Source organism: Sorangium sp. So ce321, from assembly GCF_051530195.1.
Lineage (GTDB): Bacteria > Myxococcota_A > Polyangia > Polyangiales > Polyangiaceae > Sorangium.
Window position 1 is genome coordinate 285,815 of the sequence record NZ_CP150329.1, and the last position, 19,003, is coordinate 304,817.

15 protein-coding genes and 1 pseudogene are annotated in these 19,003 nt (G+C 70.4%); 6 read left to right on the forward strand and 10 right to left on the reverse strand.

What is annotated here, in order from left to right; genetic code table 11:
• Positions 1-158 precede the first annotated feature (158 nt).
• The 3 genes from WME89_RS01130 to nhaR form a co-directional block, all read right to left on the reverse strand.
• Positions 159-698 (reverse strand): hypothetical protein, encoded by a 540-nt coding sequence (locus WME89_RS01130; protein WP_438007437.1) that lies wholly within the window; start codon positions 696-698, stop codon positions 159-161.
• An 11-nt stretch (positions 699-709) separates the two neighbouring features.
• Entirely contained in the window at positions 710-982 is a 273-nt protein-coding gene (locus tag WME89_RS01135; RefSeq protein WP_438007438.1) for a hypothetical protein, read from the reverse strand.
• 253 nt (positions 983-1,235) lie between these two features.
• The gene (gene nhaR / locus WME89_RS01140) at positions 1,236-2,144 is read right to left on the reverse strand and encodes a transcriptional activator NhaR (protein ID WP_438007439.1); all 909 of its coding nucleotides are present in this window, start codon (positions 2,142-2,144) and stop codon (positions 1,236-1,238) included.
• Between the two features lie 143 nt (positions 2,145-2,287).
• Here nhaR and WME89_RS01145 point away from each other — a divergent pair, with 143 nt between their 5' ends.
• Together WME89_RS01145 and WME89_RS01150 are read left to right on the forward strand one after the other, a co-directional pair.
• Positions 2,288-2,497, forward strand: coding sequence for a hypothetical protein (locus tag WME89_RS01145; RefSeq protein WP_438007440.1), 210 nt, complete (start codon positions 2,288-2,290; stop codon positions 2,495-2,497).
• A gap of 16 nt (positions 2,498-2,513) precedes the next feature.
• On the forward strand, positions 2,514-2,867 hold the full coding sequence (locus tag WME89_RS01150; protein ID WP_438007441.1) for a hypothetical protein: 354 nt from the start codon (positions 2,514-2,516) through the stop codon (positions 2,865-2,867).
• Positions 2,868-3,021: 154 nt separating this feature from the next.
• Here WME89_RS01150 and WME89_RS01155 read toward each other — a convergent pair whose 3' ends face one another.
• The gene (locus WME89_RS01155) at positions 3,022-3,366 is read right to left on the reverse strand and encodes a hypothetical protein (RefSeq protein ID WP_438007442.1); all 345 of its coding nucleotides are present in this window, start codon (positions 3,364-3,366) and stop codon (positions 3,022-3,024) included.
• Positions 3,367-3,576: 210 nt separating this feature from the next.
• Positions 3,577-4,398 carry an alpha/beta fold hydrolase gene (locus WME89_RS01160; RefSeq protein WP_438007443.1) on the reverse strand — a complete coding sequence of 274 codons (822 nt, stop codon included), beginning with the start codon at positions 4,396-4,398 and terminating at the stop codon, positions 3,577-3,579.
• A 108-nt stretch (positions 4,399-4,506) separates the two neighbouring features.
• Between WME89_RS01160 and WME89_RS01165 the strand changes: the two genes are divergently transcribed.
• Entirely contained in the window at positions 4,507-4,911 is a 405-nt protein-coding gene (locus WME89_RS01165) for a serpin family protein (RefSeq protein ID WP_438007444.1), read from the forward strand.
• A gap of 69 nt (positions 4,912-4,980) precedes the next feature.
• Here WME89_RS01165 and WME89_RS01170 read toward each other — a convergent pair whose 3' ends face one another.
• Positions 4,981-5,442: a GNAT family N-acetyltransferase gene (locus WME89_RS01170; protein WP_438007445.1), complete on the reverse strand. Its 462-nt coding sequence runs from the start codon at positions 5,440-5,442 to the stop codon at positions 4,981-4,983.
• A 355-nt stretch (positions 5,443-5,797) separates the two neighbouring features.
• On the opposite strand from WME89_RS01170, the gene WME89_RS01175 reads away from it, so the two are divergent.
• Positions 5,798-7,654: a vanadium-dependent haloperoxidase gene (locus WME89_RS01175; protein ID WP_438007446.1), complete on the forward strand. Its 1,857-nt coding sequence runs from the start codon at positions 5,798-5,800 to the stop codon at positions 7,652-7,654.
• A 275-nt stretch (positions 7,655-7,929) separates the two neighbouring features.
• Here the strand turns inward: WME89_RS01175 and WME89_RS01180 are convergent.
• Positions 7,930-8,265: pseudogene (locus WME89_RS01180) on the reverse strand (ABC transporter substrate-binding protein); the annotation flags it as partial.
• Between the two features lie 236 nt (positions 8,266-8,501).
• Here WME89_RS01180 and WME89_RS01185 point away from each other — a divergent pair.
• Positions 8,502-11,135, forward strand: a complete 2,634-nt coding sequence (locus WME89_RS01185) for an ATP-binding protein (RefSeq protein ID WP_438007447.1) — start codon at positions 8,502-8,504, stop codon at positions 11,133-11,135.
• 79 nt (positions 11,136-11,214) lie between these two features.
• On the opposite strand, the gene WME89_RS01190 is transcribed toward WME89_RS01185, so the two are convergent.
• From WME89_RS01190 to WME89_RS01200, 3 genes are all read right to left on the reverse strand, one after another.
• Positions 11,215-12,639 carry a M20 family metallopeptidase gene (locus WME89_RS01190; protein ID WP_438007448.1) on the reverse strand — a complete coding sequence of 475 codons (1,425 nt, stop codon included), beginning with the start codon at positions 12,637-12,639 and terminating at the stop codon, positions 11,215-11,217.
• Positions 12,640-12,893: 254 nt separating this feature from the next.
• Positions 12,894-14,162: an alpha/beta hydrolase family protein gene (locus WME89_RS01195; RefSeq protein WP_438007449.1), complete on the reverse strand. Its 1,269-nt coding sequence runs from the start codon at positions 14,160-14,162 to the stop codon at positions 12,894-12,896.
• Positions 14,163-14,620: 458 nt separating this feature from the next.
• A complete protein-coding gene (locus tag WME89_RS01200) occupies positions 14,621-16,909 on the reverse strand; it encodes a DUF2169 family type VI secretion system accessory protein (RefSeq protein WP_438007450.1) in 2,289 nt (762 codons plus the stop codon).
• A 77-nt stretch (positions 16,910-16,986) separates the two neighbouring features.
• Between WME89_RS01200 and WME89_RS01205 the strand changes: the two genes are divergently transcribed.
• Positions 16,987-18,879, forward strand: a complete 1,893-nt coding sequence (locus tag WME89_RS01205) for a type VI secretion system Vgr family protein (RefSeq protein ID WP_438007451.1) — start codon at positions 16,987-16,989, stop codon at positions 18,877-18,879.
• Positions 18,880-19,003 lie beyond the last annotated feature (124 nt).

Below are 19,003 nucleotides of genomic sequence, written 5' to 3' on the forward strand. Positions count from 1 at the left end.
AAGCGACCCCGGGAGCCCCGAGCCCTCGATGAGGGCGCGCCGCTGCCCGCGGTGAAGAGGATGGTCGCTCGACGACGGCCCGCGGCGGCGCCAGACCGCGGCGGGGTCGCCAGGGCCGTACCGGCGCCACGTCCTCATGATGCCTCCCCGGCTCCGCGTCACGCCGGCTGCGCCGAGTCGGGCGGGTTCATGGCGTGGCGCCCCAGCTCTCGCAGCGCGAGGCCCAGTGCGACCCCATAGCCGAGGTGCAACGCGAGCTGAAGGCTCTGGTCGGGCCTCCACATCCACGGAATGAAGGCCTGCGCGATCACGGCAAAGTTCACGAGCCAGATCAGCCCCCCGAACCCCGCGCCGGCGAAGCAGGCCAGGGCTGGGTTCGCGCGGTGGGTGCGTGACCACTGGGACCATTCGTACAGCATCGCGGCGGTGACGCCGCTCGCCACCGACAGCAACAGATGCACGAGCCCGCCGGCGAGGAGCGCCACTCCTGCGGACGCCACGAAGGCTTCGCCGCCGATCACGACCGACGCGGCCATGCGCCAGGGCCAGAGCGCCCCGCTTCCCGCCTCCACGGCCGCAACCATCTGGAAGGCAGCGAACAGAGCGCCAGCGATCGATCCCGCGATCGCGCCACGGGTCACCGTGTCGATGCGGTCCGTGCGTGTGAGCCACATGCGGTCCATGCTAGCTTTTTCCATGGCATCTCCTTCTATTTGCCTGGTGGGTTCATCCAGCGGCTGTACGTGGTGGCGGTTTTGCGGTTCAGGTCTGTGAAGGCGAAGTAGAGACGGATCCGGAAGCTCTCAAAGCCTGCCTTGATGCCTTCCCACTTCGCGCTCCCCACCGCTCTGAAGCTGTCGAGCTTCGAACGCGCCACCTCGGGGGCGCCCTTCACATCGTTGATGCGCTTGCGGTCGTCGAGCTTCGCGGCTCCCTCGAGCTTCGCTTTCGTCGTTTCTGCGCTCGGTGCCATCGTTCCCATGCGTCTCTCCTTTATCTGTCGGTCCTTCATGTCCGCATGCGCCCTGTGCCCGCAGCGCCGCCTGCCGCGCCCACGAGCACGAGGCAACCAGCACCGGACCGTCATGCGCAGTGCTTCGATGTTCCTTCTACCCCCGGCCCGGTCGTTCGGCTATTCGGAAGTTTCATCCTCATCCGTCGTAAAAACCGACATGTGAGACCACGCAGCGCCCGGTGTCATCTCAGATGAGGCGGGTGAGGCGGGGCGCGCGTGCTCAGCGTCCAGCAAAGATGTTCTGCTTTGCGGCCTCACAGATGGCGACCACCGCGGGGTGCTTGATCTTGCGCTCGACCGAGATGGCATAGAACTGCTGGCGAACGGCCTCCGACCGCCCGACCACGCGTACCCGATACTGGTGTAGAACCTCGGCTTCGATGACCGTGGGGGCCGCGAAGACCCCCATCCCCTCTTTCCCGAAATCCTTCGCCAGCGCGCTATCATCGAACTCGGCGACGATCGTCGGCCGGATCTCCTGGGAGTCGAACCATTGCTCCAGCGCCCGGCGCACCATTGAAGGCGCGCCGGGGAGCAGAAACGGTGCTTTGTCGATGGAATGAGGGAACTTGCGACGGAGCGAGGCGGCGAGCTTCGGGGCGGCAAAGAACGTCGTTCCGCACTCGCCGAGCAGGCGGCTGAACGCCCGGACCGGGATGCCGGACCCAGCGGGGCCGTCGGCGATGACGACGTCCACCCTGTGGAGCGCCAGCTCGGCGACAAACTCCTGAACTGACTTGTCCGCGCGGCAGATGACTTGAACGGGCTGGTCGAGCTGAAACGCGGGTTCGAGGAACCGCCGCACGAGCGACGGGGGGAGGACGTCTGCGACGCCCACGACCAGCCGCAGCGGCCTCCCGCTCGCGCGCCCCTTGAGCGTGTCGACGAACTCGCGCCCCAGCGAGAAGATCTCGTCGGCGTAACGGAACGCGATGTGGCCGGCCTCCGTGAGCACCAGGTTCCGTCCCCTTCGGGTGAACAGCTTTTCGCCGAGGACCTCCTCGAGCCGATGGATCTGGCCGCTGATCGTGGGGTGCGCCAGGTGGAGCTCCGCGCTGGCTCGGACGATGCTCCCCTCCTTCGCGACGACCCAGAAATAGAGGAGGTGGTGGTAGTTGAGCCATTCCATCCCCTGAAGATACGTCGCTTTTTTCGACGTATCACGCTCAAACTTCCTGATAATCAACCGCCGACCAGGTGCTAAATTCTAGCGTTCCGCCCACGATCCTCATTTTCCGAGAGGTCGCATCGCCTTCTGCCGAGGAGAAATCCATGACGACGAACACTCATACTACTGCTCAGTTCGGTGACCTGGTCGCGGCCGCATTCGATCAGGCAGCGCGCTACAGCACGGACCCGTCCGAGGTCTCGCGGCTGGCCACGCAGGCGGTGATGCACGTAGTGCGACGTATGCGGCGGGCGTCGGCTCCACCGTCGAGGTCTCGCGTGTCGAGCCTCACGACGGTGTTCTCGCCGCTCTGACCAGAGGAGGGCTACGATGAACCATCACGATCCGGCGCTCGACGTCGACCAGCTGCTCGAAAAAGCGGAGGAGTTCGTGCGGACGGGCGATTACCTCGAAGCGCGAGCGCGCGCACGCCAGGTGCAAGATGAGCTCGGAGAGGGCGCGGAGGGGTCGCAGCGCGTCGCGCGGACGCTACGGCGCTACGGCGTGCTCGTGGAAGCGTGGCACGCGCAGAACGTGGCGCGCAGCGCGGTGTACGTGGCGCGCGAGCGCAGGGCGATCGGGGCAGATGAGCGCGCGCCGACCGAGGTCGTCTCCGCGTGGAGCCAGGCAGCCGCTTGGCTCCGCGGCAGGCGCGCCGGGCGGGATCCGGGATCTCGCTCGTAGCGAGCGCTTCCCCCTCCCACAGCGCGCAGGGAACCGTGTGGTCGTGGCGCCCGTGCGCAATGAAGAGCGGGACGCGCAACGAGCTCGGGTCTGCGGTGGTGTCCCAGGCCGGCGCGAGCGTCCCCAGCAGGTGCGCGAAGCACCGCGGCTTGAATCAGGGCGAGGCGCCCTCCTGACAGCGGCCCGCGGTGCACGCGAGCGGGCCGGGATCGGCACATCCGTCCAGGCAAGCACGCTCCGAGCCATCGGTCTCCTCGATGAGCGCGCGCGCCTCCTTTTCCACATACGCTTTCTTGGCGCTGTTCACGGCCACGGAACACTGCAGCGGGCAGCCGGGCTCCACATAGACGCATTCAGAGACGTCGTTACACGTGTTCGACTCGGCAACGATCGCGTCGAACTCCTCCTGGATCTCTTCCTCGCTCTTGGCACAGCTCGCGCCGACGAGGCCGACGAGGCCAACGAGCAAGAGCACCATCGTTTTCGCGCGCTTCGCCATGGTTCGCCTCCGGCAATGGACCGCGAGCCCCGCGCCTTCAGGGAGCGTTCGCCGCGGCGCTCTGTTCGGGTATAGTTCATCCACCTCGTCCCGAGCCTCGCCAGCACGAAAGGAGCGGGCGCAGGCGGCGGAGGTGAAGCCGGAGCGACCGCACCTCGAGGTGCTCGTCGCGAGGCTGCCGGGCCACCGGTGACAGCGCCTCTGGCGGCCTCAGCGCTGGCGGCTCATCCAGTCGGTCACAGCCGCGGCGAACCTCTCCGGCTCCTCGAAGAACGGCTGATGTCCGCTCTGCTCGAAGAGGTGCAGCGTGGCGTCGGGCAACGTCGGCACGACCCCCTCCCACAGCGCGTAAGGAACTGTGTAGTCGTGGCGCCCGTGCGCGATGAAGAGCGGGACGCGCAACGAGCTCGGGTCGGCGGTGATGTCCCAGGCCGGCGCGAGCGTCCCCAGCAGGTGCGCGAAGAACCGCGGCTTGAGGTCCGCCTCCGCGAACAGCGGAGCGGCGTCGAAGCGCGGGTCGAAGAAGCGCAGCGGCGTCTGCGCCAGCATGGCCTCGCCCGGGGAGGCGCCCGGGGGCAGCCTGGCCAGGTTGTCTCTCAGGATCCGCTTTCGCTCCTCCGACGCGTCCTGCTCGAAGAACGACGCGGAGCTCGCCGACAGCTGGGCCATGTCGCCGCGGGGTGGGGTCCCCGCGATGATCACGTGCGACACGCTCGCGGGACAGCGCCGGCCGTACTCCGCGGCGAGCGCGCCGAGGATCGAGTGCCCGAGGACCGCGATCCGGTCGACCCCGAGATTGACCCGGATGGCCTCCAGGTCCTCGGCGAGCACGTCGAAGGTGAGGTCGGCAGGGTCGCCGGTCGAGCGCCCGCTTCCTCGCAGGTCGACGTAGACGAGCTCGAGGCGGTCGCTCAGCTGCGCGGGCGTCTGGCGCTCGTAGGGCTTCGTTCCAATGCTGCACGGGACCAGGCACGCCGGCCCGCTGCCGCGTTTCGTGGTGAACAGCTCGGCACCCTTGACGGAAACGATCATCTTTCTCCTCCAGGCAGCGCCGGAGGATATCAACCAACGACGACTCGGGAGGGCAAATCGTAGAGACCTATTCGTCGTGATGTTGCTCGTCGTCGACGCGGAGGAGAGGTGACCTGGTCGGGTTGCGACCGGCGCGCGCGCACGAGGCGATGCGCTTCGAAGTTCTCGTTCGGCTCGTCCGCCTCGCTCACGCGAGCGCTCGAGGCTCTCGGCATGGGGGTCGCCTTCACACCAGACGCCGACTTCTCGGGCATCCTCAGTCCCGAGAACGGAAGCCTCGACATCGAAGACGTCATTCACAAGGTGGTCATCGACGTGGACGAGGAGGGCACGAAGGCGGCGGCGGCGACGGCGGTCCTCGTCGGCACCACGAGCTCAGCAGGCGGCAGCGAATCCCTCGAACTCGAGGCGATCGTCCTGGACCGTCCGTTCTTCTTCTTCTTCAACGACGAGACGACGGGGGCGATCCTCTTCGCGGGCCGCGTCAACGACCCGACAGCGCAAGCGCAGTGAGCGCGCGCCGCTGCCCGCGGTGAGCTCGACGCCCACCGCTCCTTCATCCGGCCCGACGGGGACGCCGCGCTAGCCGGCCGCTCCGGGGCGCGCCACGAAGCCGGTCTTGTCGCCCGCGCGGAAGCCGCACGTCTCGTAGAAGCGGTGCACCTCGGGCCGCCGCGAGCCCGTCAGCAGCATGGCCTTGTAACACCCGGCCTCCCACGCCTCCGCCAGCGCATGGCGCACCACGCGCGACCCGAGCCCCCTCCGCCGGTGCTCGCGATGGGTCACCACGTTCTCGACCAGCGCATATGGCCGGCCCCCGCGCGTGAGGTTCGGAACGACGACGAGCGTGCAGCTGGCCACGAGGGCCGCCCCGCGCTCCAGCACGAAGACGCGGAGCCCGGGCTGCTCGAGCATGCGCGCCCAGAGCGCCGACAGCCCGGGCTCGGGAGGGAACGACTCGTCCTCGGGGTGGAGGTCGCGGTAGAGCTCCAGGACCGCCTGGAGGTCCCCGAGCTGCGCCGCGCGGACGATCCCGTCCGCCATCACGGAGCCCGCCTGCGCATCGTCTCCCGGCCGCACCCGTCCCCCGATACCACCGGGCCCCGGACGACAGAAGTGTTGCGGGTGCGCTGCGAAACAAAGTCCTTGCTCGTGTCCGTCCGTTATAGTAGACATTTCATCCTATAAAACGGATGAGACGGAGAGAGCCCGCTGCCTCTCCATCTCGGCCTCGTCAGCGCTCGAGCCGCGCGCGCCGTCGGAAGCAGGCTGTCACCGTCTCCGCTTCCAGGACGGGACGCCGCCGCCCGAGCTCACGGGCCGAGTCTCATGGGTGCTCGGCCGCGAACGCCGCGGCAGGGCGGACGCCAAGGTCCACGCAACGACGGAGTTGAACGCCATGACCATCGATTCTCACGACAGCGATAGCCGGCGCGCCGCTTCCTCGCCTGACGCCCCGGGGCCCGCGAGCTCCGAGGCCACAGCGAAGCGATCGGGGGCCGAAAAGGCGACAGGCCGGCGCGCCTTCATCGGCGTGGCGGGCTCGCTCGCCGTCGGAGGTGTCCTCGCCGCGGATCCCGGCGTCGCCAATGCGGCGCGCGGCCGGGGGGGCGTCGACGATCTGCTCGACGGCATCGGGTCGCTGCGCCGCGATCCGCACGTCTCGCCGCTCGATCACGAGCTCCGCCTGCGCGCCCTGCGCGTGCGCGTGGAGGCCGCGGTCGACCAGTTCGAGGTGCCGATCGCGCCGCACCCGACCAACGGCGACGAGGAGCGCTATCCCAACAAGATCGGGACGAACACGCGCGGCCTGCCGCACGACGAGCGAGGCGAGGTGGATCCGGCGGCGTACCGCGTCGCGTCGAGGGCCTTCGCGTCGCGCGAATGGGACGATTTCGAGGCCATCCCGCTCGGCGGCGACCGCAAGCTCGTCGGCCCGATCGGCACGCTCGCGGTCAGCCACATCGGCACGACCCCGGCCCAGATCGGCTTGCCCCCGCCCCCCGCCCTGGCGAGCGCCGAGAAGGCCGCCGAGGCGGTCGAGGTCTACTGGCAGGCGCTGCTGCGGGACGTGCCTTTCGAGAGTTACGCGGACAGCGGCGATGTGGCGGACGCCATCGACGAGATCAACCGGCTCTCCGGCTACACGGGCCCGCGCGCTCGCGGCCGCGTGACGCTGGGGACGCTGTTCCGCGGCAGCGTCACCTACGCCGATCCCCGGGATCGCTCGGGCAGGACGCCCCGGCACGTGATTCCTCCCGGCGTGCTCGACGGCCCTTACATCTCGCAGTTCCTCCTGCGCGACATCCCCTATGGCCCGCAGGTGATCAGGGGCACGATCCGCACGGCGCTGCCGGGCAACGACTTCCAGACCGAGTATGACGAGTGGCTCGCGGTGCAAAACGGGCTCAACCCCACCCGGTCGATCGCGTACGACCCGGTCCCCCGCTACCCCTCGACAGGGCGCGATCTGGCGGAGCTCGTTCACGGCGGCGCGCCCCTCTACTGGGGCGCGGCGCTGCTCCTCGCCGCGGCGCGCAGCACGAACCCGGGCGTGCCGGGGGGCGTCGCGGCCCCCCTGAGCCCGACCAACCCCTACCTCACGTCGCGGACGCAGGCCTCCGCCGCCGCGACCTTCTCGCTCGGCTACCTGCAGAGCCTGCTCCCCTTCGGGACGTCGCGCGAGATCCGCGCCACCTACTGGCAGAAGTGGTTCGTGCACAACAACCTCCGCCCCGAGGCGTACGGCGGGCTGGTGCACCACCGCCTCGCGAACGACGCGCGCGATTACCCGCTGCACCGCGATATCCTTGAATCGCAGGTGGTCGAGCTGACGTACGACACGTTCGGCAGCTACCTCTTGCCGCAGGCTTACCCGGAGGGCGCTCCGCTCCACGGGTCGTACCCGGGCGGCGCCGCCGCCATCGCCGGGGTCAACGTGACGCTCATCAAGGCGTTCTTCGACGAGGACCACGTGATCGAGGATCCGTTCGTCCCCGATCCGGCCGATCCGACCCGGCTCATCCCCTACAGCGGACCGCCCCTGACCGTGGGCGGTGAGCTGAACAAGCTGGCGACCAACGCCGCCTTCGGGCGCAACTGGGCGGGCATCCACTGGCGCACCGACGCCGCGGCGTCGCTGGCGCTGGGCGAGCAGGTGGCCATCAGCCTGCTCCGCGACGAGCGCCGCACCTTCCGCGAGCCGTTCGATGGCTTCACGTTCACCAGGTTCGACGGCACGCGGATCACGGTGTGAGTCGATGACTCGACACCTCCCCGGGGCTCGACCCCGGGGAGGCTCAGGGGTCGCCACCCGCTCGTATCCCTTCTCCTTGTGAACATAGGAGCCGAGCCCCGCCATCCATTGCGCGCCGTCCGTCGAGAAACGGTAGAAGCTCGGCGCCGCGTCGCGCAGGGGGGCGTCCTGCGCGGCCGCGCTCCCGTTGATGAAGACCCGCTCGGGGTGGCTCTTCGCGAGATCACGGAGCCCTCGTCGCCCGACAGCGGGCCCACGACGAAATCGACCTTCTCCTGATCGAGGAGCTTGCGGGCGGCCTCCAGCGCGACGTTCGGGGTCGCGTCGGAGCTCTGCTTCACGACGACGACCTTCTTGCCGGCGGCCTGCGCGCCGACCTCGGCCACCTCGAGGTCGACTCCGCGCATCGCCTCCTCGCCCAGCGCGGAGAGCGGCCCGCTCAGCGTGGCGATCACGCCGATCTCGATCGGCGCGGCGCCGGCCGCTCCTCTCGTGGTCTGCGCGCCGGCCGGCGCGGGCTCCGCCGCCTTCTGACCGCCCCCCCTCGCAGCCCCACGAGAGCCCTGCGCCGGCGAGCAGCAACGCCGCCCTCGGCGTGGAGGCCTGCGCATCGCCGCGCCGCCCGCGCCCGCCCCCGGCGTGGAGGCCTGCGTATCGCCACGCCGCCCGCGCCGCAGCCCCGACGGGTTGCGCGCGGGCCGCTCCGGGTGATAAGATGGATGATGGATCCCTGGTCCGTCCCCGGCTGCCCGGGAGCCGGGCTGCAACGGGTGTCGTGCGGGGGCTGCTGGCCAGGAGCGCTGTTCTGGCAGTCGCGCCAGGATCCGCTCGTCGTCATGGCTTGCTTATGTCGGACCCGAAAGAGCCAAAGCGCACTGCGCCGAACCTGCGAGAGTCCCAGAAAGAGCAGCTCTTACGGCACATCGTATCGACGTTTCCATACAGCATCTGGTGGAAGGACCGCGACTGCGTCTATCTCGGGACGAACGAGTTCAACGCCCGCGGAGCAGGGCTCTCTTGCCCGGATGACATCATCGGCCTCACCGATCATGATCTGCCCTGGACCACGGAGGAGGCAGAGCATTACATCCGCGTCGACAAGGCCGTCATGGCCTCGGGCGAGCCGCTGCTGAACATGGAGGAGACGCAGCGTCAGGCCGACGGCAGCCAGCGGTACCTGCTCACGTGCAAGGTGCCGCTCAAGGACGAGGACGGCGAGGTGTTCGGCATCCTGGGCGCCTGGACGGACATCACCGAGCGCAAGCACACCGAGCTCGCGCTCGCCCGCGCCAAGGACGAGGCGGAGCGCGCCAACCGCGCCAAGGGCGACTTCCTGGCCGCGGTGAGCCACGAGCTGCGCACGCCCCTCACCCTGATCCTGTCGCCGCTGGAGCGCCTCATCGAGGCCCAGCACGGCGCGCTGCCGGGCGAGGTGCGCGAGGAGCTGAGGCTCATCCGCCGCAACACGGCGCGGCTCCTCAACGTCGTGAACGACCTCCTCGACTTCTCCAAGGCGGAGGCGGCGCGGATGGAGGTCGACTGGGAGCCGGTCGACGTGCACCGCTCCACCGCGCTGCTGCTGAACGACATCCGGCCGAGCGCGATGGCCCGGGGCCGCACCCTGGCCATCGCCGGCGACGCGCCCGGCGTCGTGCTCCTGGATCGCCATAAATACGAGCGCATCCTGCTCAACCTCCTCAGCAACGCGCTGAAGTTCTCCCATGCCGGGGGGCGCATCGAGGTCGCCCTGCGCGCGCTCGACGACGCGTCGTTCGAGCTCTGCGTGCGCGACGAGGGGATCGGCATCTCCGGGGACGACCTCGGCGCGCTGTTCTCGAAGTTCACCCAGATCGACGGCTCGGTGAAGCGGAGGTACGAGGGCACGGGGCTCGGCCTCTCGCTGGTGAAGCAGTTCGCGGAGCTCATGCACGGCTCGGTCTCGGTCGAGAGCGAGCTGGGCCGGGGGACGGCGGTCCGCGTGCGCCTGCCGCGGTCGGCCGCCGGCGCCGCGCAGCGCCACGCGGCAGGCGCAGCGGGCGCGGCGGACGGCGACGCGCGGCGCCACGTCGAGCGGAGCCCGAGCAGCGTGCGCAGCACCGCGCAGACGCGGCGCTGGCTGAGCGCGCTGCCCCCGGCGGGGGCCGCTTCCGACGGGTCTCCGCTCGCGCCTGGCGCAGGCGCGCCGGACGCCGAGCCCCCGTCGCGCAGTCCGCCGGGGTCGGGGGGCGCCGAGGCGGGCAGGCCGCTCTTGCTCCTCGTCGACGACAACCCGGACATGCGGCAGTTCATGCGAGCGCTGCTGTCCCCGAGCTACCGCCTCCTGGAGGCGGCGGACGGCCTGGAGGCGCAGCGGCTGATCGAGCGGTCGCCTCCGCACGTCGTCGTCTCCGACGTGATGATGCCGGTGATGTCCGGCATCGAGCTCACCGCGTGGCTGAAGGCCCACCCCGTGCTGCGCCACATCCCGATCATCCTGGTCACGGCCCGCGCGGACGACGAGGCGGTCGCGTCGGGGCTCGACGGCGGGGCCGACGAGTACCTGGTGAAGCCGTTCTCCCCGAGGGAGCTCCTCGCGCGCGTGCGGTCGATGGTGCGGCTCTACGAGTCGTACCGGAAGCTCGGCGCGGAGCAGGCGGAGATCGCGCGCCACTCGGGGATGGCGCAGGTCGCGATGGACATCCTCCACAGCGTCGGCAACACGCTGAACAGCGCCGGGATCTCGGCGGATCTGGTGCAGGATCGCCTCGCGCGATCGCGCCTCCCGCGCCTGGCGAGGGCGTTCTCCGAGCTCGCGGGGGGCGAGCCGGACCTCGCCGTGCCGGCCGACGCGTCGCGCGGCGAGAGCTTGCGCCGCTACATCGAGCTGGCGCTCGTCGCGGTGGAGCAGGAGCAGCAGGAGACGGCGGCGGACGTCGCGCGCCTGCGCGAGCACCTCGACGTCATCCGGGACGCGATCCGCGCGCAGGAGAGGTACGCGTACAGGAACGCGTACCGGACGGAGCGGCTCTCGTTGAACGAGGTCGTCCAGGAGTCGCTGCGCGTGCACGGCTCGGCCCTCGTGAACGCGCGCGTCGCCGTCCGGATCGAGCTGCGGCCGATCGGCGACATCGTGGCCAATCGCCATGATGTCCTGACGATCCTGTACAACCTCCTCGACAACGCGCGGGCGGCCGTCGGCGAGGGGGGCAGGCGCGAGCCCTGGATCGCGATCGAGACATGGCAAGACGGGGCCGACGTGTGCTGTGCCGTGGAGGACAGCGGGCCAGGGATCCCCGAGGGCTCGCGGGTGCAGGTGTTCCAGTACGGGTTCACGACCAAGGAGGGCGCGAGCGGCATCGGGCTGCACTTCTCCGCGAACCGGATGAAGAACTTCGGCGGCTCCATCCGCGTCGAGGACGGGCGCGAGCGCGGGGCTCGGGTCGTCCTCGCCTTCCCGGCGGAGCCGGATGCTGCGGCGCCGGATGCGGCGCCCACCCCCTGAGGGCACCGCGACGCCGCTGCGCACCCCCTGAGCGCGCCGCGACAGCCCCGTGAGCGCGCCGCGACGGCCCCGCCGCCCCTCAGCGCGCGCGCACGGCGTGGTCCGCGATCACGCTCGCCACGCAGCAGGTCAGCTTCTTCCCCATGCCGAGGTGCAGGAACTCGTTCGGCCCGTGCGCGTTCGACTGCGGGCCGAGCACGCCGGTGATCAGGAACTGCGCCTGCGGGAACTTCTCCCCGAGCATCGCCATGAAGGGGATCGTCCCCCCCTCGCCCATCCCCATCGCCGGCCGGCCGAAGAACGCCTTCGACGCCTTGCTCACCGCCTCCTGCAGCCAGGGCGCCGTCGCCGGGGCGTCCCACCCGGGCGACGGCTCGCTCACGTGGAAGCGCACCTGGGCGCCGTAGGGCGGGTCCTTCTCCAGCGTCTCCTTCAGCGCCGCCGCGGCGGCCTTCGGGTCCACGCGCGGCGGGATGCGCATCGACAGCTTCGCCTTCGTCGTCGGGCGCAGCACGTTGCCGGCGCTGGCGAGGGGCGGGAGTCCCTCGGCGCCGGTCACCGAGAGCGCGGGCCGCCAGGTGCGGTTCAGGAGCAGCTCGGCCACGTCGCCGGTCACCGGGCCGGCGCCCTGCACCCACGGCAGCTCGCTCACGACCGTCGTGCCCAGCACCTCGGCCGCGGCGCGCGCCTGCGAGACGCGCTCCTGCGGGATGTCGACGTGCAGCGCGTCCACGAGGATGCGCCCGGTCCGCTCGTCCTCGATGCGCGACAGGAGCTGCCGCAGGATCCGGAAGCTCGAGGGCACGACGCCGCTGCCGACGCCCGAGTGCACGCCCTCGCGCAGGATGCTCACCTCGAGCGTGCCCTGGAGGAGGCCGCGGAGCGACGTCGTGGTCCAGAGCTGGTCGTAGTTGCCGCAGCCCGAGTCGAGGCACACGACGAGGCTCGGCTTGCCGATGCGGCCCTCGAGCGCGTCGATGTAGGCCGGCAGGTCCGGGCTGCCGCTCTCCTCGCAGCCCTCGATGAGCACCACGCAGCGCGCGTGCGGGACGCCCTGCTCGTGCAGGAGGCGCAGGGCGGCGAGCGAGGCGAAGCCGGAGTAGCCGTCGTCGGCGCCGCCGCGGCCGTAGAGCCGGTCGCCCTCGCGCACCGGCTCCCAGGGGCCGAGCCCCTGGCGCCAGCCCACCATCTCGGGCTGCTTGTCGAGGTGGCCGTAGAGCAGCACCGTGTCGTCGGTCTTGCCGGGCACCTCCATCAGGATCAACGGCGTGCGGTTCCCGAGGCGCACCACCTCGACCTTGAGCCCGGGGATCGGCTGCGCCTTGCACCAGGCCTCGATGAGCGACGCCGCCTTGTCCATGTGGCCGTTCTCGCGCCAGGCAGGGTCGAAGGCGGGCGACTTGTTGGGGATGCGGATGTAGTCGTGCAGCGCGGGGACGATCTCCTGCTCCCAGCAGCGCTCGCAGGACGCGACGGCTTCGCTTTCGTTGAGCTTCGTCAGCATGAACCTCTCCAGGTGCTCGAGGACGGCGGTGAGCTCCGGGAAAGGACTCTACAGCGCCGGCCACGTGGGCGTACCCCCGACAGGGGAGGTTTGACACCTCCGGCGTGACGGCGCGCGGCGGGCGACGCGAGGGCGGCAGGCGGACGCGGCGCCCGGGCGGGCGGGGGCAGGAGCGCAGCGGGGAGGGCAGGCGGGCGCGGCGCGCGGCCGGGCGGGGCGGGAGTGGGCGGGGAGGGGAGGCGGACGCGGTGGCTTCAGCGCTTCTTGTCGAAGGACACTTCGGGGTACTCCGGCGAGGGGCCGTCGAGCAGCGGAGACGCGTCGCCGCGCACGTGCGTCTCGACGAAGGCGCGCGTGTACGCGTTCGTGATCTCGACCGCGCGGGCGGGAGCGAGCGTGCCGAGCAGCTCGGGGAGGGCGCCCGCGCCGAGGAGGTGCTCGAGGAGGACCGGCAGGTCCGAGAACGTGAGGTGCGCGGCGCCCTCGACCCGCGCCATGTAGCCCTGGCCCTTCAGCGCGCCGTAGGTCTCGTCGACCCTCGGGTCGTCGACGTGGCTCTCCGCGAGCATGATCAGGAACGGCTGCGCGAGGCTCCGGCCACCGGCGCCGCTCTCGGGCCCGAAGAGGCTGCCGTCGAGGTCGAGCCCGGCGTCGAAGCGGTCGTCGACGGCGCACGCCTCGGCCGCCATCGCGCCGCCGTAGGAGTGGCCGAGGACGCCGACCCGATCGAGGTCGAGCCGTCCGGTGAGCAGGCCCCCCGGGTCGCTCTGGGCGGCGGCCGTGAGCTCATCGAGCACGAAGCGCGCGTCGTCGACCCAGACCGCGACGTGCTCGTCCATCACCTCGAAGAAGGCGTCGAGCTCCTCCGGCGTCGACTCCATCGTCGGCTGCGCGCCGACGACCGAGCCGAAGGGCACCGCGCGGCCGTCGGGGAACACCGCCAGCTCGGTGTCGTAGGTGTGGCTGATGGAGGCGACCACGAAGCCGTGGCTCGCCAGGTCCTCGACGAGGCTCGTATAGTCGGCGCGGAGCATCCCGAACCCGTGCGAGAAGAGGAGCACCGGGTAGGGCGCGCCCTCGTCGGCGAGCGGGACGCCGGCGCGCGCGTGCGTGACGATGCTCGCTTCGAAGCCGTCGTCGACCGGGAGGCCCTGGCCCGTGCGGCGGCTGTCGCCCTCCTCCGGCGTGAGGTAGGGCGCGAGCTCGCCGGCGCCGCAGGGATCGGCCGGATACCAGAGCTGCACGAGGAGCTCCCGGCGGTCTTCGGGGTCCTCGGTCGCCTCCTCGCCACGGGCGCTGTCGGTCAGCGCGCGGACCTGCGTGCCGACCGGGTGCGGGCCGGTCGGGCGGGGGAGCTCGAGGAAGCCGTCGCCGGGCGGAGCGTCGCCCCACGCGGTGCAGACCGGATCGCCGCCGTTCGGCGGCACGGCGTCGTCGTCGCCGCAGCCGGCGAGGAGCGCGCAGGCGGAGAGGGAGGCGAGAAGCAGGTTGGAGGCCTGTCGAGAAAGGCTGCGATGGATCATGCGCGGATCGTGCTCACGGCCTGATCGAGACCGGCGCGGCGAGCACGATCGCGGCGGGGTGGGCCATCACCGGATGCGGTCGAGCCGGGGGGCCCAGGCCCATGCGGATGTGGTGCCGCGTGTAGCGCCGGCGCCATCGTCGCAAGCGACCGAGCTCATGGCGCAGGGGAGGCGCATAGAGCACCGCAGGTGCGCGTGGAGCTGCCTGGTGTACCCCGCGCGACGCGCCATCCCTTCGAGCCCGACGACCTCCGACGTCCATCCTTGGCCGGGGCTTCGCCCAGAGCGCCTCACGAGCAGCGCCGTGGGCTCGTTGGGCCAGACGAGGTCCTTCGACCCGCTTGGCGCGTTGATCAGAGGCGCGGTCCGTCGTCAACCGTCCCCGAAGCTCCGCGAAAAGCGCTGGCCCCGGGCTGTTTGTCGATGTCAGCATCTCCTGCCGCTCAGCGCGCCCGCCTTCAAGCTTCGTCCGCCTTCCGCATGGCAGCCCGCACCTCTGCCGCCGCCTTCTTGTCTTTCACGATCCGCTCCAGCCACACCCGCCGGATCCGCATCATCGACTCATCCGGCAGGCCCAGCTCGGCGAGCGCCGCCTGGCCCCGCCCCTGCTCGGCCGCGAGCACGAGCCGTGCGTACTCTCCAGCTGTGATCGGCCCGCGCTCCTTCTCAAGCGACGCCACGTAGGCCGCGTCGTACGCTGACAGGAGCTTCTTCTTCCGGCGCGCGATCTCGTCCTGGATCTCGTCAAGCCACCGTACGTGCAGCCACTCCCAGGTCTTCGGCGTGAGCCCCTCCGCTTTGAGGATGCCATCGCAGTCCGCCGGCCGCCGCGCGAGCTTCGCCGCAATGGCTGCGCAGCGCTCGATGGGGAAGGCCGCGAGAGGCGGCGCGGGCTCCTCCGCCGCGGGGAGCGGACTGGGCTCGTTCGCCTGGGTGTCAGGCTCGGGCGCCTCCTCTGCCGAGGGCTCCGTCGCCCCCCAGTCTGGCCTCGCCAGTGGGCCGAGCATGGGAGGAGGGGCGGGCTCCTCTGCCGTTAGCGGCGGAGATCCCGCATCGCGCTCAGGCGCAGGCGGCGCGTGCAGCGCAGGCGACAGCGCTGGAGGGATCGCGACGAGCGGCGGACGCACCACCTCGCCAAGAGCCTCTTCTGACACCGCACCTCGCGGCGAAGACTCTGCTTGGTGACGTAGCGCAGGTTCAGCTCGCTCACCCTGCACGAATGGCAACGCGGGGTTCGCGGCGACCAGTGAAGCCGCGCTGGTGGCAGCGAGCGCGTCGGCGGGCGGCTGCGCCGCGGCTGCCGGAGTGGGTACCGCGGCTGCTTGTGGCGCCGACTGCACGAATGGAAGGTCTGCGAGGCGCTGCGCCTGGCTCGACGGGGGAGCACGCTGGCTCGCGGGCGCTGTGGCGAACGGTAGGTCCGCGCGGGAGACGGCGAGATCCTGATTCACGCTCAACGGCAGGGTGCAGGCCTCAGGATCATCCTCGTCGCGCGCGGCGCTATCGCCATCGTGCGCCTGGTCGTGGGGCGCCTGGAGGCCGATCTCGCTCTCACGCATCGCGCCGCCGGCGGCCCGGCCGCTCGCGAGCCTGACGCCATGACTGCTGGCCAGGCCCTCGATGTCGTCCCAGGCGAGGGTCTGGTGGGGCCCCTCCAGCGCGACCAGAATGTGTCCGCCCTCTTGCGGCTCTCGGAGTGGGACCTGGCCGCGCCACGTCACGGTGCAGATGCAGCGGTCGGTGTTGATCCAGAGCAGATCGGGCCACATGGGGACGCCCTGCGGGGGCTCGCCGGGGCGAGCGACGTAGGCGCGGGGGTGGAGCCCCGGGAGGCTCGTCATCAGGTGCGGGTGCTCGGGGTGGAGATGCTCGAGGATGAGCCGCTCGTCATTGCGGAGCGCGGTGGTCTGCTGGTCCAACGGCGCGGCATTGAAGTAGCTGACGTCGAGGTCTGGGGGCAGGGGCTGGCGGTGCCAGTCGTTGACAGGAAACGTGGCCGCGTGGCGCCCCAGCTTCTGCCGGCGGGTGGGCCATCCGGAGGCGACGGGTCCAAATCCCACGGGCTCGATGACGTCGTCCGGCCCCATGACGACAACGCCCGGACGCTGGAGGTTGGGGAGGCTGCGTCGCCCGTGGATGTCGCGCGCATGGGGGGGCATGCCGACGGGGTTGGAGGTGCCGGGGCCGCCGCCCGCGTACTCCCAGAGCAGCGGCATCTTGGTGACGCCCGAGCTTTGCTCCAGGACGCCGTGCTGCGTGAAGCTGCGAGCGCCGTGGACCTCGATGGCCTTGTCGATGCCATTCACGATCACGCGGGCGGTGAGGGATCGGACCGCCGTGCCGTCGGGCGAGAAGGCGTGGCCGACGAGGACGACGTCCGCCCGGGCACGGTGAGGGACGAGGTCGGAGGCCGCGTAGAGGCTCCAGTACACGTCGTCGCGCCAGTGGCGCTCAGTTACGTGGATCGGCTCCTGCTCGGCCGCGAGGGCACACACCCCGGGGTACAGCTTGAACGTGCTTTTACAGACAACCGTCTGTATCCAGGCGCCTGGATGGGGTTGCCACACGACCAGGCCAACGGGGAGCGGCGAGAGGGAGACGACCTTCAATCGCCGGCGATACTGCACGCAGCAACACGAGGCGTCAATGTGTGCACGTTCGACGGTCTGGACGGTCGCACCGGCAGAGCCCTGAGCGTACGATGCGCGCGGGCCCTCTTGCGGACGGGGATGGCTGCCGGATAGCATCGGCTGTCCGCTCTACCAGCGCAGGGTAGACCGGGTCAGGAATGCCCGTGGCCGATTCGCACCGGATCATGCGAGATATGGGAACCAGACTCTCTGACATGACGAGCTCGGGGCTCTACCGAGCCGAGGCGCAGATCGCGTCGGGCGACATGCTCGATGTGCGTCGCTTCCAGGTCACCGAGCGGATGTCCTCGCTCTTCGAGGTCCAGATTGTCGCCGTATCGGACAACCCCGATATCGACTTCGAAGCCGTCATCGGCCAGCCCATGGCCTTCACCGCGCACGCGAATCGGACCCGCGTCTGGTCCGGGCTGTGCAGCCACCTCCAGCAGGTGGCCGTCGAGGAGCGCCACCTCTCCACCTACGAGCTGACCCTGGTCCCTCGGCTCTGGCTCGCCACCCAGCGCCGCAACCACCGCATGTTCCAGCACAAGTCCGAGGTCGACATCGCGCTGCAGCTCCTCGGCGAGTGGGGCATCTCCCCCACGCGGCGGCTCGCCAGCGAGTACAAGAAGCGCAAGTACCGCGTCCAGTACGGCGAGAGCGACTACACCTTCATCAGCCGCATGCTGGAGGACGCCGGGGTGAGCTTCTACTTCGACAGCGGCGGAGAGAGCCAGCTCGTCCTCGACGACCGCCCCCAGGCGAACGCCGCCCGCGTGCCCATCGCCTACCGCGATCACCCGACCGACGCCGACCGCGAGCACGTCACCAAGGTCGTCGTCGGCCGCCGCCTGCGCCCCGGCAAGTACACGGTGCGCGACCACGACTACCGGAGGCCCGCGAACTACAAGCTCCTGGCCACCGCCGCCGGCGCGGGCCCCGTGGAAGATCAGCTGGAGCGCTTCCATTACGTGCCTGGCGCGTTCCTGTTCGAAAGCCAGAAGGGCGAGAGCTCGCCGACAGCCGACGAGCAAGGCAAGTATCGCGCGGACGAGTCCGAGGGCGAGGCGCTCGCTCAGCGTCGGCTCGAGGCGAAGCGCGCCTCGGCACGGGAGATCGGCTTCAAGACCAACGTCATCGATCCCGCGCCCGGCGCCGTCCTCTCGTTCCTCGAGCACCCGAAGAGCGAGCTCGGCCCCGACAAGAAGCTGCTCGTCCTCGAGTCCCGGCTCTCCGGCGAGGTACCGGCCGTGTGGGAGCACTCCTGCGTCGCCGTGAGCGCCGACGCGCCCTACCGGCCGTCGCTGCGCACGCGCAAGCCCCGAACGCAAGGCGTCGAGAGCGCCACGGTGGTCGGTCCGCCCGGCGAGGAGATCCACGTCGACGAGTTCGGCCGCGTGCGCGTCCACTTCCACTGGGATCGCGAGAGCAAGATGAACAACGACTCGTCGTGCTGGATCCACGTCAGCCAGCCCTGGGGCGGCGCCGGCTTCGGCGGCACCAACCTGCCGCGCATCGGGCAGGAGGTCATCGTGGACTTCCTCGGGGGCGATCCCGACCGGCCCATCATCGTCGGCCGCGTGTACACCAACCTCCAGAAGACGCCCTACTCGCTGCCCATGAACAAGACGCAGAGCGGCTTGAAGAGCAGCTCGAGCCCGTCCACGGACGGCTACAACGAGATCATGTTCGAGGACAAGGCCGGCAGCGAGCTCGTCAGGATGCAAGCCGAGAAGGACCTCCACAAGCTGGTCAAGAACGACCAGGAGACGACGATCGGCCGCGACCGGACGACCGGGATCGGCAACAACGAGGATGTCACGGTCGGCAACAACGCCACGAAGAACGTGCTGAATAGCCTGCGCGAAGCGGTGGGGATGATCCGCGCCCGCGCCGTGGGGATCGACGAGACAGTGCAGATCGGCCGGAATCAGACCATCGACGTCGGAGAGAAGATCGAAATCACGTGCGGCAAATCGCAGTTCGTGATGGACAAGGACGGCAACATCACGCTCAAGGGCGTCAGGATCCTGGTCGATGGGAGCGAGCATGTTCAGGTCTTCGGCCATCCGATCGATCTCAACTAGCCTGCGGCCGCGCTGACCTCGTGGACCCCGACGGGCCCGACCCGGGCGGGTCCGTCGTCGGTCGCGGCTTGTGACGTCCGGCGCGCGCCGGTAGCATGAGCCGCCGCGCCGGCCAATCTCACCG

Coding starts and splice junctions, on each gene's coding strand:
- WME89_RS01130 (WP_438007437.1), bottom strand. CDS start 698: ATGGAAAAAGCTAGCATGGACCGCATGTGGCTCACACGCACGGACCGC.
- WME89_RS01135 (WP_438007438.1), bottom strand. CDS start 982: ATGGGAACGATGGCACCGAGCGCAGAAACGACGAAAGCGAAGCTCGAG.
- nhaR (WP_438007439.1), bottom strand. CDS start 2,144: ATGGAATGGCTCAACTACCACCACCTCCTCTATTTCTGGGTCGTCGCG.
- WME89_RS01145 (WP_438007440.1), top strand. CDS start 2,288: ATGACGACGAACACTCATACTACTGCTCAGTTCGGTGACCTGGTCGCG.
- WME89_RS01150 (WP_438007441.1), top strand. CDS start 2,514: ATGAACCATCACGATCCGGCGCTCGACGTCGACCAGCTGCTCGAAAAA.
- WME89_RS01155 (WP_438007442.1), bottom strand. CDS start 3,366: ATGGCGAAGCGCGCGAAAACGATGGTGCTCTTGCTCGTTGGCCTCGTC.
- WME89_RS01160 (WP_438007443.1), bottom strand. CDS start 4,398: ATGATCGTTTCCGTCAAGGGTGCCGAGCTGTTCACCACGAAACGCGGC.
- WME89_RS01170 (WP_438007445.1), bottom strand. CDS start 5,442: ATGGCGGACGGGATCGTCCGCGCGGCGCAGCTCGGGGACCTCCAGGCG.
- WME89_RS01175 (WP_438007446.1), top strand. CDS start 5,798: ATGACCATCGATTCTCACGACAGCGATAGCCGGCGCGCCGCTTCCTCG.
- WME89_RS01185 (WP_438007447.1), top strand. CDS start 8,502: ATGTCGGACCCGAAAGAGCCAAAGCGCACTGCGCCGAACCTGCGAGAG.
- WME89_RS01190 (WP_438007448.1), bottom strand. CDS start 12,639: ATGCTGACGAAGCTCAACGAAAGCGAAGCCGTCGCGTCCTGCGAGCGC.
- WME89_RS01195 (WP_438007449.1), bottom strand. CDS start 14,162: ATGATCCATCGCAGCCTTTCTCGACAGGCCTCCAACCTGCTTCTCGCC.
- WME89_RS01200 (WP_438007450.1), bottom strand. CDS start 16,909: ATGCTATCCGGCAGCCATCCCCGTCCGCAAGAGGGCCCGCGCGCATCG.
- WME89_RS01205 (WP_438007451.1), top strand. CDS start 16,987: ATGGGAACCAGACTCTCTGACATGACGAGCTCGGGGCTCTACCGAGCC.